Annotated in this window: 6 protein-coding genes; 1 reads left to right on the forward strand and 5 read right to left on the reverse strand. The window is 71.7% G+C overall.

The features are described from left to right. Positions 1–43: 43 nt before the first annotated feature. Together ACZ562_RS01765 and ACZ562_RS01770 are read right to left on the reverse strand one after the other, a co-directional pair. Positions 44–9655, reverse strand: coding sequence for a hypothetical protein (locus ACZ562_RS01765; RefSeq protein ID WP_471173070.1), 9612 nt, complete (start codon positions 9653–9655; stop codon positions 44–46). A 97-nt stretch (positions 9656–9752) separates the two neighbouring features. Beyond that, a complete protein-coding gene (locus tag ACZ562_RS01770) occupies positions 9753–12440 on the reverse strand; it encodes a CHAT domain-containing protein (RefSeq protein ID WP_471173073.1) in 2688 nt (895 codons plus the stop codon). A gap of 170 nt (positions 12441–12610) precedes the next feature. On the opposite strand from ACZ562_RS01770, the gene ACZ562_RS01775 reads away from it, so the two are divergent. Beyond that, entirely contained in the window at positions 12611–14746 is a 2136-nt protein-coding gene (locus tag ACZ562_RS01775) for a CHAT domain-containing protein (RefSeq protein ID WP_471173075.1), read from the forward strand. A gap of 15 nt (positions 14747–14761) precedes the next feature. On the opposite strand, the gene ACZ562_RS01780 is transcribed toward ACZ562_RS01775, so the two are convergent. From ACZ562_RS01780 to ACZ562_RS01790, 3 genes are all read right to left on the reverse strand, one after another. Continuing rightward, positions 14762–15142, reverse strand: a complete 381-nt coding sequence (locus ACZ562_RS01780; protein WP_471173079.1) for a hypothetical protein — start codon at positions 15140–15142, stop codon at positions 14762–14764. 197 nt (positions 15143–15339) lie between these two features. Then, a complete protein-coding gene (locus ACZ562_RS01785) occupies positions 15340–16011 on the reverse strand; it encodes a GntR family transcriptional regulator (protein ID WP_471173084.1) in 672 nt (223 codons plus the stop codon). 57 nt (positions 16012–16068) lie between these two features. Further along, positions 16069–17070, reverse strand: coding sequence for a proline racemase family protein (locus tag ACZ562_RS01790; protein WP_471173087.1), 1002 nt, complete (start codon positions 17068–17070; stop codon positions 16069–16071). Positions 17071–17117: the final 47 nt, after the last annotated feature.

Below are 17117 nucleotides of genomic sequence, written 5' to 3' on the forward strand. Positions count from 1 at the left end.
GCGGACACGCGTCTTCCCGCTGCCGGCCGTGCGCGGAGGGGTCTCATGCGTCGTCGAGTTGCCGCCGGGCCTCCTTGAGCAGGTTGAAGCCGTATCGCCGCGCTTCAGGGGTGAGGGGCTCGTACGCGGGAAGGAGGGTCAGCGGGAGGTCGTCGCGGAGGACTGTGCGGGCCACCGTGTGCAGCGTGTCGAGCTGTTCGGCCCGGGGCCGCCAGCGTGGGACGGCCTGGCCGTGCGGGGGCCGGAGTCCGGCGCCGAGATCCGCCAGGGCACGCAGCAGGGGGGCGTCCACCGGCTTGTGGCGCGTGTCGAAGGCCAGCCTGTCCGCCGACGGCAGCCGGCCGACGGCGGCGAGCAGCGCGCGGGCGACCGGCGCCGCCCCGCTCTCCTCGTGCTGCCCGACCACCGCGCCTCCGGCGACGGCCTGGCCGTAGTCGAGCACGTTCCCCAATTGGTTGTGTGTCAGCTTCGGATGGATCTCCACGGTGCGGAGCCGGTGCCAGTCACCGTGCATGAGGTGGCGCTTGGGGCGCGTCAGCCATTCGGTGACCAGCGCTTCGACATGCAGCGAGCTCACGGCGCGATCGCCGAGTCGGCCGAGGAGGTACGCCAGCCACCCCGCTCGCAGCTGAACGGCCTGCTGATCGACGAGGCTGCTCAGATGGCACACCATGAGCGCCGGAGTGAGATCCACGGCCGCGTCGCGCTGCAGGACGAAGTCCCTGCCCTCCCGGGAGCAGAGCCAGCCGTAGACGGCCTGGACGGCGTTCCGGCGGACGGCGTCGGCCCGCGGCTCCCCCTCGGTGTCCTCCGCAGTGGCGGGAATGGTTTCCGTCGCACCCAGGGCGTGCAGCACGCGGTCAGCCGCCGTGGGTGAGGGATGTTCGAGAGCTGTCCCCCGCAGGCCGCTCTCCCAGCCGGCCCGGTATTCGGCGAACCGCTGCGGGATCAGTCCGGGCACCGGTTCCAGCGGGGTGAGGAAGGTCGGAATGTGCAGCCGCCCCAGGGAGTCGCACATCCACTCGGGCAGGTCCACCACCGTCAGCCGGCTGCCCTGTTCGACGAGCTTGAGGCTGGTACGGCCGCGGCCGCGCTCGAGTCGTGACACCTCGGCCATGAACGCGTCGTCGATGTCCGGCAGGGCACTTCCGTCCGCGGGCGCGTAGTCGGCGAGCATGCCGAGGGGCTCGACGGAGACCAGACAGCGGTCATGAGCCCGCGACGAGCCGGAAAGCCCCGTGTCCCCTTCCTGGCCGGCGGCGGCGTGGACCACTCGGACGTGTCGCAGCTGACCGGGCGCCAGCCTGTCGTACTCACGGGCCACCATCGGATGCCCGCACAACGTCACGGTCCCCGGCCCGCCGCGCAGTGCGGCCAGTCGGCGTACGCCCTGCAGATGGCCGAGCAGGACGTCACCGGGGATGCGGTGTGTCCAGGCCGCCTCGTCGGCCGACAGCCAGCACAGCTGCTGGGTCTGCTCGTCACGGCAGATCAGTCCCAGGCAACGTTCCTGCGGGTCACTCACCGCGACCAGCGGGCGGACGCTGGTCTCGCGCTGGTCCTGTGCTCCGGGCTCCGTTTCGGGTCCGCTCAGGAGCGTGGCCGTCTGAGCGTTCCAGTGCAGGCGAAGCAGCCCACCGTGCGCCACGAGCGCCGCCACGGCGGACGGCGCCGCCGCGGGTTGTTCGGGCAGGCCGGGAAGGATGGTGCGCGCGTGGAGACGGATCAGGGCGGCCCCCGACCGTACCGCCATGTACCCCTTTCCCAGATCGGCCACGGGCTCGATCAGCACGGAGCCCTCGGGCCAGGTACTGCGCGGCTGTGCCCGCCGGGAGACCGTGAGGACCGGCTCGGGCCCGGCTTCGACGTGTTCCACCGTCACAGGAATGCTGCCCAGCTTCGCGAGCAGACGGCTGTTCCCGGCGGCGGCTGCCACCAACTCCTGACGCAGCCAGGCGGAGCGGGGCCAGGCACCCTCCGCCGACTCCTCGGCCAGCCGCACGCGGGCTTTGGGCAGTCCGAGCACGCGCAGCTCACCGGGTGTGCCTGAGGAAGCAACGAACACAACGTCGCCCGTGCGCACCGGAGCCTCGTCATGCGGCGTCAGCGCGTTGCAGTCGTCGAGCCAGACGGCGCTGCAGATCGGGTGGGCGTCCAGGACGTCCCGGGCGGCGGGGTAGGGGAAGCTGGTGTTGCCCTCGCCCAGGTAGAGGGCTCCCCTGACCTCGTCCGCGTTCTCGACCGGCAGCAGCATCCTGCGGGCAGCGGGCGGGGCGAGGGCTCCGCGAGGGCCGGGGTGCCATCGGGTGAGTACCAGGTGACCGCACTCGTTCACCCCTCCCTCCACCCGGCCGTGGACGAGGTCGCCCGGGCTGAAGAAGGAGCAGTCGAGGTCGGCGAGGGAACGGCCGTCGGTGAACTGAAGGAGTTCGGCGGACACTTCGGCGATCCTGCCCGGCGCAAGTTCCAGCCAGAGGCTGTGCCGGCCGGCCCCGGCGACCACCCAGTGTCCGTTCGTCCGCGAGGCGCTGTCCTGGTGGGTGTCCTCCAGGAGTTCGGCGGCGGGGAAGCCGAACCGGCGCAGTGTGTTCCTTCGGTGACGCAGGGTCCAGCCGGCTTCGGTCCGTGAGAAGAAGACCGGTTCCTCGACGGATCGGGCGGGCTGCCTGAGCGGAGTACGGCGGAACTTCTTCGTGGCCGGCACCCAGGTTCTCGTCCAGGTGTCGTGGTAGAGCCAGCCCCGTTCATGGCAGGCGAGAGCGATGTCCTCCGCGGTGGCGTCCATGAAGGACAGCTGCGCCCAGGGCACCACCGCGTCCGAGACGGCCGGCTGCGTGCCGGCGGCCCCCCGCCACAGCACCCTCGCGCCCAGGACGGCCTGCCCGGTCCGGCAGGAGACGACTCCTCCCTGTCCCTGGCCCAAGGGCACCAACTGCACCTCGGTACGGCCGCCGTCCTGCGGCGCCCGGACCACGCCCACGATCTTGGGATGGTCGCTGCACAGCAGCACCTTCCCCATCCCCTGGCGCGCGGTGGCACTGATGCCGGGCAGCCCGGCGACGGTGAAGCCGCCCCGGCGCCGTGCGGACTGCAGGACGTCCTGCTCGGTCTTGAAGTCGTCCTTGGGGAAGACGACTGCGGGGCGCGGCCGGTCGTCGAGGTAGCTGGCTTCCGCGGCGATCGCCTGACGTGCCATCACCCCTTGCGGCCCGTGGGGCCGCAGGCGCACCACGGAGCGGGGAGCGAGACGCTGCCGCGTCTGGAGGCCGGCCACCGGGAACAGCACCCCGGGACGGACCTCGACGTGCGTTCCGGAGTCGGTCACCACTGCGAAGCAGTCCCCGCCGCGGCTCTCCAGATAGCTGCGCAGCGTCGCGAGGCCGCGTTCCGGGGCGTGCTTCGTCACGCCGAACCAGTGGTTGTCGCTCCCGGGCTTCTGGCCCGTGAGACGCACCAGCATCTTCGCCTGTTCGTACTGGTCCTGCGCGGCGAGCCGCAAGGCGCTCTCCCGGTGGGAGAAGTACCGCCGGCTCACGGTCACCTGCAGTGCCTCGCCGTCCGAGGCGCCGACACCGGGGAGGGTGAAGGGCAGAAGACGGTCGTTCGCCGTCTGAACGATCTTTCCCGCGACGAGGTACAGGCTGTCGCCGGCGCACAGACCGGGCCCGCTGCCGTCCTCCGGCGCGGCACGCGGGGGAACGAGGGCGAAGCTGAGACGCTGGTGGACGCCCCCGCCCGCCTGCCCGCGCCGGACCCTGCCGAGGACCCGCTGCTCGCGGGCGCCGGGACCGAACATCGCCAGCAGCGCCTTCTCGCTGTCCTCGTCGAGCGACGCGCTGACCCTGACGCCTTCCACACGGACCCCCTCCCCGCGCCGGGACAGTTCCCGGCGCGAGGTGTGGGCGCGAAGTACCGAGACACGGCGCGTGACGTGGTCGATGTCGACGTCCAGCACGTGGACGACCCGTTGGTCCGGGTCCGTCCCCTCGAGGTAGAGGCGCCTCTCCTCGCCCTTGATGACGTCGGCGGGCGCGATGGCCACGGTGATCCCGGCAGTTGTCGCCGGGTCGTCGCCGGCGTGGAAGGACATCGCCTTGACGCGGTCGCCGTGAAAGAGGGTGATACCGGTCGGGTCGACGTGTTTCCCGCCGACCGTCAGTGCCTCGTCCGGAATGTCGAGGAACCAGCCGTATCCGAACTCGAAGCGGTGCACGGGACCGTGGCCCTCGTCCTGTGTGCCGACGTAGAAGGGGAGGCGTTTCCTGCCCTGCTGGTCCCTGATCTCGTAGACGCGCCCGTCCACGCGGGCGTGCGGCATCACCTCCTTGATGAACTCCGTCAGAGGAACCGGGGGCACTCTCAGGAAGGAGGCCCTGACGCCACTTCCGTGCGGCACCGGCACGGCACGGACGCGGTCGGGGAAGTGGTCGAAGGGACTCCGCCCGGCGACCAGGGTCCGCGGTTCGTCGAGCAGTTCCAGCCAGGGCTGGTAGCGGCCCTCGTCGTCGGGGGCGAGGCGGGGGGTGTTCGGCTCCACGCGATGGTGAGGGGTGAGCGAGCCGGTCAACGTGGGCGCCCGACCCGCCATGAACAGCTGCCACTCGGCCGCTGGGTCGAGGGAACGCCGAGGCGCCGGCGGCCGGGCCGGGGGCCGCGAACGCGACGTCGGCGACAGGAGGAACCTCCGGTGGAGGTCCAGCAGACCGCCACGCGCGGGCCCACCGTCACCGTGCGGCAGGGCGTCCCCGCGGTCGTACGGCTCCAGCCAGGTCCGTTCCAGATGCACCGGCTGGAAGTCGTCTGTCAGGTCGACGCCGGAGGCCCTTCCCACGAAATGGTTCCCGTCGTGGTGTACGACTGCCCTCACGCCGTCCTCGCGCCGTCCGGAGTACTGGTCGGCTTTGGCCTGAGCCTTCCCCGTGGCCTGGGAACCGGCCGCCGGTCCCTCGGCCAGTCTGGCGAGGTGGGGATGCTGGTAGAGCTCCCGGTGGCCGTGCTCGTCCTCGTACTGTCCCACCGGCACCCACGTGCTGAGGTCGGGACGCGTGCCCGTCAACTCCCACAGTGCGCGCAGTTTCAGTCTTCGGGACAGCACCGTGAAGGTCCACCCCTGCGCCGTACGCCGTCCCGCCACGTGGTCGCCGACCGAGGGCATGTCGTGGTCGAAGCAGTGGACGGGAACGACGGCCGGGACGATCCGCGTGTCGAGATGCAGCCAGACCCGCAGGCGGACGATCCGGCCGGAGTCCCTGATGCGGGCGGTGACCATGCCGGTCAGGTCGTGCCGGTCGAGAACCGCTGGATCGGCCAGGTCCGTGCAGCCCTCGGCGAGTTGCTGCGGCGCGAGGGGGACCGGCTCCTGCCGGGGGCGCCGTTGCGGTTTCGGCCAGGGGTCGTCGATCACGACGGCCCGGCGACGCGCTGTCGTCGTGCACTGCGGGAAACGCCCGGTCAGGGACAGCGAGTCGGTGGCGGCGAAGCCGACGAGCCCTGAGGACAGCCGGGCGAAGTTCTCCCCCCGGGAGTCCTTGGTGTCCGTCCACACGAGGTCCACCGCAGTGCCGCGAGGGAGGCGCGCCAGCTCCGCGTACCGCTGGACGTCCGGCTTGTGGGTGATGCCCTCCTCCCGGAACGGCTCGACCTGTACCTCGCCGCTGCGGGCCTGGGGTTCCTTCCAGCCCTGCATGCTGCACAGCAACGGTGAGTCGTGGCGTTGCCGGGTGCTCTGCAGGCTCGCGGTCACCCACCGGGGGAAGCCGTCGATCGCGGGGACCTCGATCTGCCAGACGGGTTTGCCCGCCGAGGTCTCCCTCAGGTGCGCCAGCTGATAGGGATCGGCGCCCGCTGCCGGCTCGTCGTCCGGGTCGCCCTCCGTCCCGCCGGTGCCGCCCTCGAACGCCGCGAGCCACCGGACGTTGCGGCGGTCGAACGGTTCGCCGCCGTCACAGGGCGCCGCCAGCCGCAGCCGGCTCCCGCCCGGCCGGAACTCGGCGTGCACGATCAGCCCGGCGGGATCCCGCAGACACGCCTCCTCGAGTCGCTCCCAGTCCGCCGGCTCCCAGGCGGAGGCACCGAGCACGAAGCACCGGCCGGGGGTGGTGACGAAACGATGGGCCGGTCCGAATCCCGAGCGGTCGGCGGCGCTGCCGCAGAGCACCAGACGCACCCGGCCGTGTGCGGGCCCGTCCGTCACCCCTGTCGTCGCCGCTTCCACGGCGAGCTCCGGCAACCCGGCGTCCTGTGGCAGCCAGTGCTGGAGCTCGGCGTCCCACACCGCCAGCGTCGTGTGATCCGCGCATCCTCCGCCCTCGGGCGCGAACGCGCGGGACAGGTCCGGATCCCAGCGACGGCGTGCGGTGATGGCACGGTCCGTCTTGGCACGGTCCGTTTCGCCACGGGGGTAGACGTCGTGGGCGATGCCCGTGACATCCAGCCGCAGCAAGGGAAACGTCTCGGTGGGCCGGAGCCGCGCCGAGCGCACTTCCCCGTCGTCCGGCTCGGGGGCGGCGAGTGGCGCGACGCCCGATGCCTTGGTGTCGCCCGGGCGGATGCTGACCGCCAGCGTCTGGCCCGGGCGCCACGCCCTGTCGCGTGCGGAGAGGCCGAGGCGGACGGTCACCGGCTTGGCCAGTCCGCAGTTGATCCACAGCAGCCTGTGCGCGGCGGTGTCGCGTACGGCGCACACGGTTCCCAGCACGAAGGCGCCCTGGGGCGGGAGGCCGGCGTCCGTACCGGTGGCGAAGAGGTCGTGCACTGTGACCCGCCGTCCTTCGGAAACCGCCACGTCCAGACGCGTGCGCTGCTGGTACACCACGGCCTGACCGGTGCGCCGGTCCACCGTGGCGGCCTCCACCAGCCGCGGGTCCGCCGTGAGCTCGTCCAGATCCTCGCGGAGCGGTGGAAGGGGCGCCGGCTGGTGGCTCCGCCGCCACAGCCGGATCATCACGTCGGCCAGGGGCACGCCCGCCGCCTGCACCTGCTGGTCGGCCGTGTCGCGCAGGAACTGGGCCAGCGCGGTCTCCGTTCCCCGAGCGGTCACCCGGCTCCCGTACACGCCGAAGGGGTTGCCGCGCTCCGCGGTCAGCGGCCCGTGCCCCCACTTGCGGTAGAGCGAGCGGATCGTCAGCAGGCGCAGGTGATTGGCGCTCTCCGCGGGGAGTTGCGTGGCGGTGCCGAGTTCCTCGAAGAGCCGCTCGTAGAAGAACTGCGCCCGGCCGCTGACGTCGACGATGACCTTCACCACGCGCTCGAGAACGCTGAGCAGGCGCTGCTGGGAAGCGGGGCCGCCGACCGGGGACCGGAACATCTCGAGCATCCGGCCGCGTACGGGCCGCGGCAGGTGACTCGCGCTGTTGAGCGACTCGACCAGGTCGATCCAGGCGGTGACCCATTCCTCGTGGTGGCCTATGTCACCGTGATCCGGTCGCTGGAGCAGCGCCGCCAGCCTCTGGGTGTTCAACGTGACCGGTGTGATCCCGTACTTGTCCGACGCGGCGGCCAGGTCCCGCAGTCCCTTGTCCATGAGCTCCCACTCCTTCACGGAGAAGGAATGGCGTTCCGGGTCGGTGGGACCGCTGAGCACGAGCGCCCGGGGAATCAGGGCGGACTGGATGTCGCGTGGGGGGATCACGAACTCCGGGCCGTTCTCTCCCCAGTCCCAGCGCAACAGCCCGACCCGCTCCTCGCGGTAGATCTCGCGGCTGAGGAGCGATGCGTCGACGGCCGTCCGGGTGAACGGGTTCTCCTGCTGTTCGAGGGCCAGGGACAGCAGGGTGCGGGCGGGCGGTTCATCACCGCAGAACCACCGTCCTCCGGCCTCTGTCCGGTGGGGGCCGGTGCCCCCCGAGGAGGATTCGAGCACCCACAGCAGACCCGCGTTGAGGGCTTGGCCCCTGTGCACCAGGAGCTGTTGCAGTGCCGCGGACCCGGGGACGCCCCGCTCGGTCGTGTACAGCGTGGAGACGACGCGCACGATCTCGCCGGGCGGGACCATGGGGCGCAGGCCCTTGCCGATCCTGTCAACCTGGCTCCTGCCGTGCAGCAGGAGCGGGGCGAGGTGTCCGGTGAGTTCGCCGAAGCGTCGGGCATCGGACTGCGCGAGGTCGAGCAGCGGCTTGCGGCGGCTCATGACGTCACGGATGTGGAGGACGAGCAGCAGCAGATGGTCGGGAAGGCTCCCGCCCGGGGTGGTGACCGTCAGCAGCCTGGCCGCCAGCAGTCCGGCGGCGAGCAGACGCACGAGTTGCTCGGGTTCGATTCCGCTGAGTCTGAGCTGGGCGTTCTCCTCCTCTTCCTGCCGCTTCCGGTCTTCCTCCTCGCTGAGGGCGGGCCGGTCGCCGGACGCGATGTCACGGCCGGCCGGGGAGCCCGGACGTGCCCCGTGCGGCCGGGGCGCCGGAAGCATCCAGGGCGACCAGACCGATGCCGCGTCGCTCGGTGCGGTCTCCTCGGCAGGGCCGTCGGAGAGCAGCAGGCTCGGCGCCTTCTGGTACGCGCGCAGTCCGTGCAGTCTGCCCACATGCGTCAGGGCCAGGGCGTACGTGTCGTGGGGAACCGACACTCGGCACTGCTTCCGCTGCTGGTTCTGATGCTGCTTCTTGGGCGGGGCGTCAGGCGCCCGCCACCACCGGGCGAGCCGTCGCGTCGTCCGCCGCGGGGCGAGTTCGGCGGCGAGCGACCACAGCGCCGCCTGCCACAGCACCGACGGCATGGCCGAGTGCTGCTGCCCCGCGACGCCGCCCAGGCGCGTATAGGCGGCTTGCCGCATGGTGACGGCGACGGTGCGGTCGGGGGCCCGCCGCGACGACCTCGCCTTCTCCAGCCGCCCGAGTAACCGGGTGCCGGCCAGGGCTTCGGTCTCCAACTCGTCGAGGAGGCTGTCCGGTACGCCGGTCTCGTCGTCGGCTTCCGGGGTGACCGGTGAAAGGGCATACGCCGCGTCAGGGGCGAACATGACACGGGCGGCCGTCATGAGGAGGTCGGGTTCCAGGTCGAGGGCCCCGTGCGAGGCCTGGACCAGGGCTTCCCACACCGCGTCGGCCTCGTCGGGCGAGAGCGCCGCCCGCAGCTCCGCCGCCTGCAGCAGGGCCAGTCGGCCGTACTCGCCGGCCAGAGCGCCCTCCAGCAGGGACGCGTTCCCGTCCACGGGTTCCCGGACCGCGTGGGGATCGAGCCGGACCAGGAACCGGGCGACGGTGAGCGCCAGAGTGGGCAGGGGCTGCTGCAGCAAGTCGTGGTACGGCTGAGCCGAGGAGGTGGGGGCGTCGGCCTCGGGCACCGCCTCGCGCAGGACGTCTCCCAGCAGGTCGACCGCCTGGGCCGGCTCACCGCAAGCCGCTGTTCTCAGCAGGGTCGCCGTGCGGGGCGCCAGGCGGGCCGGCAGGACGGAGGCGATGTCGCGGTAGAGATCGCCGGCGTGGTCCGTGACCTCCCTGCTGACACCGGCGAAGCGGCGGTGCGCGGCCAGGACATGGGGCAGGGCGTGCAACGCGGTCGCCGTCTCCGCCTGGCCCAGGTAGTCGATGGCGGCGCAGACGAGCTCCTCGGCATGATCGGCGTCGACGGGCTCGCCCAGGGCCGCGATCACGTCGAGGTGGGCGGCGGTCTCCTGGGCCGAGAGACCGAGGGCAGCGCAGAAGTACCAGTTCTCGAGCACGCGTGTCCCTTCGCGTTTCAGACGCGCGCCCACTACCGGGCGGCTGCTGATGTCTTTTGGAGATACCTGATCAGAATATGGAGTGAACTTCCGTCCATCAGCTGGTTCTTCCGAATTGAACATACGGGGCACGGAATTCGGTAGGGTGCGGCAGAGTCGGCCGCAGTGCACTCCGGTGTTCGGCCAGGCCGTGTTCGAGCTTGTAGTCGTATACGCCGTCGTACGGTTCGAGTCCGGCGAGGCGGCGCATGGCCGGCTCCATGGCGCACAGCCACCTGGCGTCCGCTTCCGTCGGCTGACGTCGGGCCAGCAGCGCCCAGCTGCCCGGGCACCGGCCCTCGCGGTCCAGTTCCCGGACGTCGCGGCGGATGAGGCCCGCTCGGTCGAGGGCGATCGCCACGTCGGCACGCCACAGGTCGGCCGCGGTGAGGTGCTCCGCAGCGCCCTCCGCCCCGTCCTCCGCTTGCGCCCGCGCAACTTCCGCGGCCCGCAGCACGGCGTACGACAATCCCTCTCTCGACCAGTCGCCGAACGCGGGGTCCCGCCACTGGCCGTTGCGGAGCAGGCCCAGTGCCACGGCTTCGATGACGGTGGACGCCACCCTGAGCCCCCGGAAGTCGGCGGGCACCGGCAGCCCCTGCCCTGCGGACGCCGCACTCAGCCAGCGGCCCAGGTCCGCGTCGTCGACAGCCGCGAGGCACAGGGAGGCGTGGCGGGCGGGTGCGGCGCGCCACGCGGCGTGCGCGGTCGACAGTTTCCGGTACGCGGCCGGCCAGGACAGCATCAGCGTACGGAGCCGGTCCGCCTCCTCCGCCACTTCGCCCCAGCGATCGGTGCGGTTGAGGTCGTCCACGACGGCGTCGGCGTCGAACTGCGCGGCGTTCGCCGTGACCAGTGAACGAGGATCGTCGCTGATCGTCTGCCACAACTCGGCGGCGGCGGAAGGCGCCGACTCGCTCCGCCGTGGGGAGGTGGTCAGGACGGGGTCCTCGGATCGGCCCGGAGTGCGTGCCCTCACGACGTACTCGTCGAGTCCCAGGTCCCGGGCGATCACGTCGGCCGCTTCCAGGACGGTGTCGGACGGCTCGTCGTGTCCATGGACCTGCACCACGATCAAGCGCAAGTCCCATTCCAGGAGGCGTAATTGCCTCAGGTCGTCGACAAATCCGTGGTCCGTGACCGCCGTTGCCCGCTTGCGTACGATCAGGCCGACGCCCCGGTCGGGCGGCTGGAGGGTCCCCGGACTGTGGTGGCGCGGTCTGTAGAGCGGGACGAGGACACCGGCCAGTCCGGCCCGGTTGCGCGGCAGGCGCCCCGGATGCGCGTCGTGGTCGTAGGCGTACCAGCGCCGCGGTTCGAAGGGGCCCAGACCCTGGTCGAGTCTGGCCTGGTGCAGCAGCTCCTCCAGGTCGTTCATCGGTTCTGTGAGGTCGTCGCCGGAGGGATCGGCGAGGACGTCCCAGACGAAGGGCGGCGCCTTCGGTGTGTGCGGTCCGGTGGGGTCCGGCGACGGCGTGGACAGACACCACCGTGTGTCGAGGGAGACCCGGAACTGCTCGTCGGGCAGTACCCGTGCCTGCGGAGCCGAACCCCGGGCGATCCGGTGGGCGGCGGTGGACAGCCCGGACGGCCGCCGCCGCCGGCGCAGGCCGACGGACAGACGGTTGCCGTCCCGGCCGCCCGTGTAGAGGACCGGAACGGCCCTGGAGCCGGCGAAGGCCTCGGACGACCGGCGGAGCGCCACGTCGATCTCGTGTCCTTGCGCCAGGCTCGCGAAGAAGAAACCGGCGAACCGTGCCGCCCGCTCGTGGCTCACCCTGCCCTGGACGGCCACGACATGGGGCACTCCGTCCCGTGCCATGCGCTCGGCGAGGGACAGCGGCATCGACGCTGACACGGTCCCCGTGGCCGAGCCCGCGCCGTCGCAGGCCAGCAGCACGACGAGGGGCACCTCGCAGTCCACCAGCCACCGGGACAGGAGGCCGCCGTCGAGCAGCGTGGCCCGGGTCGACCCCGGCCGGTCGGCGACGACCAGGCCGCCCTCCGTGTGGTGGCCGCCGAAGTAGAACGCACCCGCGCCGATGAGCCGCGGGCGGATCGTCTCGGCCGAGGCGGGGGAGTCGATCGTGGCGACCGTCAGGTGCGAACCGAGCAGCGCCGACTGCACCAGCCGGCTGTCGGCTCCCGCCGTCTCCTGATCACCAGGCGGGGGCACGGAGTGAGTTCCCCTGGGCGTCCGGATGTCCCCGTGGACCCGGGTGGCGTCGGCGATCACCACCGGTCCGGGCGCGCGGTCGGCCCTAACAGGTACCTCCCGGTCGGGCAGGACCTCCCGGACCAGGGTGAACCGCGGGTCCGTGCCGAGTTCGCCGTAGGGAACCGGCGCCGACTGCAGATCGCGCACCCAGGCGTCCCAGACGGCGGGCCCCGCGTCGGGTCCCGGCACCCGAACGCTCTCCCAGCGCAACTCGGCCAGTGAGACGGGCTGTTCCTCGACCGGCGCCGGCAGCCGCAGCCGGATGCGCAGCTTCCGGCTCGCGCCCAGCACCGCCACTTCGCTCCGGAAGCGACGACGGACACTCGGCGGGAACAACAGCTTCGCGAGGAGTGTGCGAAGCACGTCGTTGTCGTCGGAGTCCCACGCGGTCCGCAGAGCCCTGCCGACCGGCGCGGGGGCGTCCGGCGGATGCGGCGCGGGGCCGCCGCCGTCCGCGACCACGGCCGTGACCCTGCGAGGAGTCTCGCCCCACTCGAGGTGGATGGTCAGCTCGCGTACCTCTGCCATCACGCCCCCTCCTCCCCGGCACCACGCCCCCCATGCGCCCCCGTCGGCCATGGGGACAAAAGAGCTCAATGGCGCGCGTGTTGTCGACAACCATGCCATGATCCCCTCATCCCCGCCCATCGCCGCCGTCCGGTCGGCGGACCGCCGGTCCTCAGGGAGCGCTGCCCCACATGAACGTCATCGCGCACGCGCCGGAACCGCGACGCACCACCAAGGCGAGGCTGCGCGCCTTCAAGGACTCCGACCTGTGGGCAAGCCCGGAGCTGGAGGACGAGGCACGCCAGGCGCTGGAAGCCCTGTTGGCCGCCCCGGACATGCCGGCTGAGGACTTCGAGCAGGCACTGGACGAGATCCTGGTCGACCACGAGAACGCGATGGAACTCTGGAACCGCTTCCTGCGACGGTACGAGCAGGAGGAACGCTCCGCCACGCCGACCGGAGCACCGCCCGACGTGGACGACGACTGGCCGGACGATCTCCGACCGGACCGTTCCGGGGAAAGCCGGCGGACTTCTGCCTCCGACATCGCGTACGCCCCGGACTCCCGTGCCGACGCGACGGCCGACCGGTTCCTGAACCTGTGCCTCACCTGGCCCCTGTCCCAGCGGGTCGTGCCTGCGGAGCGCGCCCTCGGTGCAGGCCGACACTACGAACTCCTCGTGGACATCGGCGCGTTGTCCTCCGCCAGCCTGCTGGCCCAGCAGGCCCGCCCCTTTCCCGCCGACCTCCTGGGCCCTTCCCACGACGGCCACTGGCTCACCGTCTCCGTCCGCAGCGACGACTTCGAGGTCTCCCCCGCGCACCATCACCTGTTCCTGCCCACGACGGGGGACAGCTGGGTCTGTCACTGCTCGCCCGGCGAACCACACACCTGCGAGCCGGAGCACCGCGGCGCGCATCTGCGCGTTCCCGTGGTCGCACCGCTGGAGCCGGGTCCGGCCCGGCTGCGCCTGCTGGTGGCCCACCGCGGCAACCAACTCCAGTCGGCGTCGGTCACCTTCTGCGTGTCGCCGCAGGAAGGACCGGGCGGTTCCATGTCGGCGCAGGTCGACTACACGCTCACACCGGGGTTCGTGGGTCTCTCCGCTCTCCCGCCGCGGACGGCGCACGTCCGCGTCGCGCGGGCATCGAACGGCTCGATCGCCGTGGATGTCGACGGAGCGGGCGAGCCGGTGAGCACCTTCTGGCTGACCGAGTTCCAGGTAAGGGGAGCGCTGCGTCGGGCGCGCAACGCGCTCATGGCCGTCCACGCCGAGGTGACGGCGCCGGGGGTGCTCAGCAACCTGCTGGACGACGCCAACGGCAAGCCCTGGAACGACTTCCGCGACGACCTCGAGAACCTCGCGACCGTGGGCTGGGACCTGCTCTGTCTGCTCGCTCCGCGACGTCCGCAACGAGAGGCCCTGCGGAGCGTGCTGGGCAGCCCGGCCAGCATCCAGATCTGCCGCCAGGAGCAGCAGGATCTGACCTTCCCCTGGGCACTGGTCTACGACATTCCGGTCGACCCCGACGCCCCGTGGACACTCTGCGAGAAGGGCATGAACGACACGCTGCCCGACGGCACCCGTGCGTGCCCCGACGCCGGCAAGCACCAGCTCAACACGCTCTGCCCCTACGGATTCTGGGGCTACCGGCACTTCATCGAGCAGCCGCCGTCACGCGCTCCGGGGCAACGCCTGACGCTGCTGGCCGGAAGCGGCACCGGAGCACCCGGTGTGACGGTCGCCCGAAGTCTCGCCCTCGACAGCGCCGAATCGGAACGCCACATGACGGAGCTCCGTGCGCGGTTCGACGACCGGCTCGTCGACTGCCACGGACGGGACACGCTGCTCACCGCGCTGGCCGACGTCACGGACTGCGTGTACTTCTACTGCCACGGTCGCAGCTCCCGTCCCGACAGCGAGGCGCCCGGCACCACGGTCCTGGAGATCGGTGAGGCGGACCGGATCACACCACAGGCGCTCGCGGCCTGGGCCGGCACATGGACGAGCTGGGACCCCAAGGCGCCTCTGGTGTTCCTCAACGGCTGCCACACGGTGGACAGCGAGCCCGCCACCTGGCTCAGTTTCGTCGACGCCTTCACCGGCCTGAGCGCTTCCGGAGTCGTCGGTACCGAGATCTCCGTGACGCAAGCTCTGGCGAGCGAGGTGGCCGAGCTGTTCTGGAAGTCCCTGCTGGAGCAGCAGTCCGTCGGATCGGCCCTGCACGCGGCTCGCACGGCACTCCTGCGCAAGGGCAACCTCCTTGGCCTCGCCTACACCGCGTACTGCTCGAACGCCCTCAGACTCCGCCCGGCCCCCGCGTGATCGGCCGGTGTGACGTCAGGCCTCCCGCACATCACCCATCCAGTCACCGGGCCGGGACCCGGTCTGCGGCGGCACCGTACCGACGGCGGACTGCTCCCGGGCGCCGGCCGGTTCACGTGCGGCCGCCGCGTCGGCCTTGCGCTCCGAACGGTCCACCCACGACGCGACGACGAAGTAACCGAAGAAGCCTGCGGCCAGACCCAGACCGTAGGCGGCGAACAAGTCGGGTTCGGCGAACTGGGTGTTGACGACGGCTCCTCCGCCGAGCGCCGCGATCACCGTGACCAGGTCACCCACCCGCGATCCCGCGGAACGCCGCAGTGTCCGGTAAGCGATCCACCCGATGACCAGGCCGAACGCCCCCGCCCCCCAAAGGCTCAGTGCCGACACCTGCATTGCCCCTCCACCGGTCCTGGTGACCCACACGAACAGAGCGAGAACGGTACCGGCAGCAGTGCCTGCCGATACCCCGTTTCCACCTTTCGCCCCGGCCAGTGGGCTTCCCCCGCCCACCCGGACGCACACGGCCAACGCGGACCCGCCTCCGCCGCGCCGAACCGGACGCCGGGCCGCCCGGTAGGCACGCCGTCGTGTCAGTTCCCGGCCCAGAGCCCCCGCACATGCCCCAGGTGCCGGGTCATCACCTCGCGCACCGCGTCGGTGTCGCGTGCCAGCAGCTGGTCGAGGAGTTCGAGGTGTTCCTCGGCGGACGCCTCCAGCCGTCCCGCCTCCACCAGCGCGGTCAGCCCGTACAGCCGCGAACGGCGCCGCAGGTCCCGTACGACCTCCACGAGATGCCCGTTGCCGGCGAGTGCCAGCAGCCCGAGATGGAAGCGCAGGTCGGCCTCGACATAGGCGATGAGGTCACCGGCCGCGGCGGAGGTGACGATCTCGTGGGCGACCGGGCGCAGCGCCTCGAGGCCGGCGGGGTCCGCGGTGGTCGCGAGTGAGGCCGTCGTCGGGATCTCGATCAGCGAGCGGATGTGGGTGTATTCGTCGAGCTGCCGCTCCGAGACGGCGGTGACCCGGAATCCCTTGTTGGGGACCGTGTCGACCAGCCCTTCCTTGGCGAGGTCGAGCATCGCCTCGCGCACCGGCGTCGCGGAGACGCCGAAGCGGGCGGCGAGCCCGGGCGCCGAGTACACCTCGCCGGGACGCAGGTCCCCGGCGATCAGCGCGGCCCGCAGCGCGTCGGCGACCCGCTCCCGGTAACTGGGCTTCCGGCCGCCCAGTGTGGGCAGGGCGGGACTGTGCTGCGGCGCCATGGCGGTCGTCCTCCTCTGGTGGTCACGGACATTATTGACGTGTCCTGCGAACGTCCCCTACAGCACGAACCCCGCCGGGAAGGGGTCCTCCGGGTCCAGCAGGTACTGGGCGGTGCCGGTGATCCAGGCGCGGCCGGTGAAGCTGGGCAGGACCGCAGGGCGGCCGGCGACCTCGGTGGTGCCGAGCAGCCGTCCGGTGAAGCGGGTACCGATGAAGGACTCGTTGACGAACTCGCTGTGCAGCGGGATTTCGCCCCGCGCATGCAGTTGCGCCATGCGTGCGCTGGTCCCCGTGCCGCAGGGCGAGCGGTCGAACCAGCCGGGGTGGATCACCATGGCGTGCCGCGAGTGGCGGGCGGTGGCACCTGGCGCGTACAGGTGGACGTGGTGGCAGCCGCGGATGGACGGGTCCTCGGGGTGGACCGGCTCCTCCTCGGCGTTGACGGCGTCCATCAACGCCAGTCCCGCCTTGAGGATGTCGTCCTTGCGGGAGCGGTCGAAGGGCAGCCCGAACTCCTCCAGCGGCAGGATGGCGTAGAAGTTGCCGCCGTACGCGAGGTCGTACGTCACCGTCCTCCCGTCGGGCAGGGTGGCCTTGCGGTCGAGGCCGACCGCGAAGGACGGCACGTTCCTCAGCGTGACGGCCTTCGCCGCGCCGCCCTCGACGGCGACCTCGGCGACGACGAGTCCGGCCGGGGTGTCGAGGCGGATGGTGGTCACCGGTTCGGCGACCTCGACCATGCCGGTCTCCACCAGCACGGTGGCGACGCCGATCGTGCCGTGCCCGCACATGGGCAGACAGCCGGACACCTCGATGTAGACGACGCCCCAGTCGCAGTCCGGCCGGGCCGGCGGCTGGAGGATCGCGCCGCTCATCGCGGCGTGCCCGCGCGGCTCGTTCATCAGCAACTGCTTGATGTCGTCGCGGTGTTCACGGAAGTGGAGCCGTCGTTCGTTCATCGTCGCGCCGGGGATGGTGCCGATCCCGCCGGTGATGACGCGGGTGGGCATGCCCTCGGTGTGCGAGTCGACGGCGTGCAGGACGAGTCTGCTGCGCATGACCGGTCTCCCTGTGGACTACGCGTGGGCACGCGCCGGAAACGTGG

The organism is Streptomyces sp. NPDC040410 (assembly GCF_055595715.1).

Coding starts and splice junctions, on each gene's coding strand:
- ACZ562_RS01770 (WP_471173073.1), bottom strand. CDS start 12,440: ATGGCAGAGGTACGCGAGCTGACCATCCACCTCGAGTGGGGCGAGACT.
- ACZ562_RS01775 (WP_471173075.1), top strand. CDS start 12,611: ATGAACGTCATCGCGCACGCGCCGGAACCGCGACGCACCACCAAGGCG.
- ACZ562_RS01780 (WP_471173079.1), bottom strand. CDS start 15,142: ATGCAGGTGTCGGCACTGAGCCTTTGGGGGGCGGGGGCGTTCGGCCTG.
- ACZ562_RS01785 (WP_471173084.1), bottom strand. CDS start 16,011: ATGGCGCCGCAGCACAGTCCCGCCCTGCCCACACTGGGCGGCCGGAAG.
- ACZ562_RS01790 (WP_471173087.1), bottom strand. CDS start 17,070: ATGCGCAGCAGACTCGTCCTGCACGCCGTCGACTCGCACACCGAGGGC.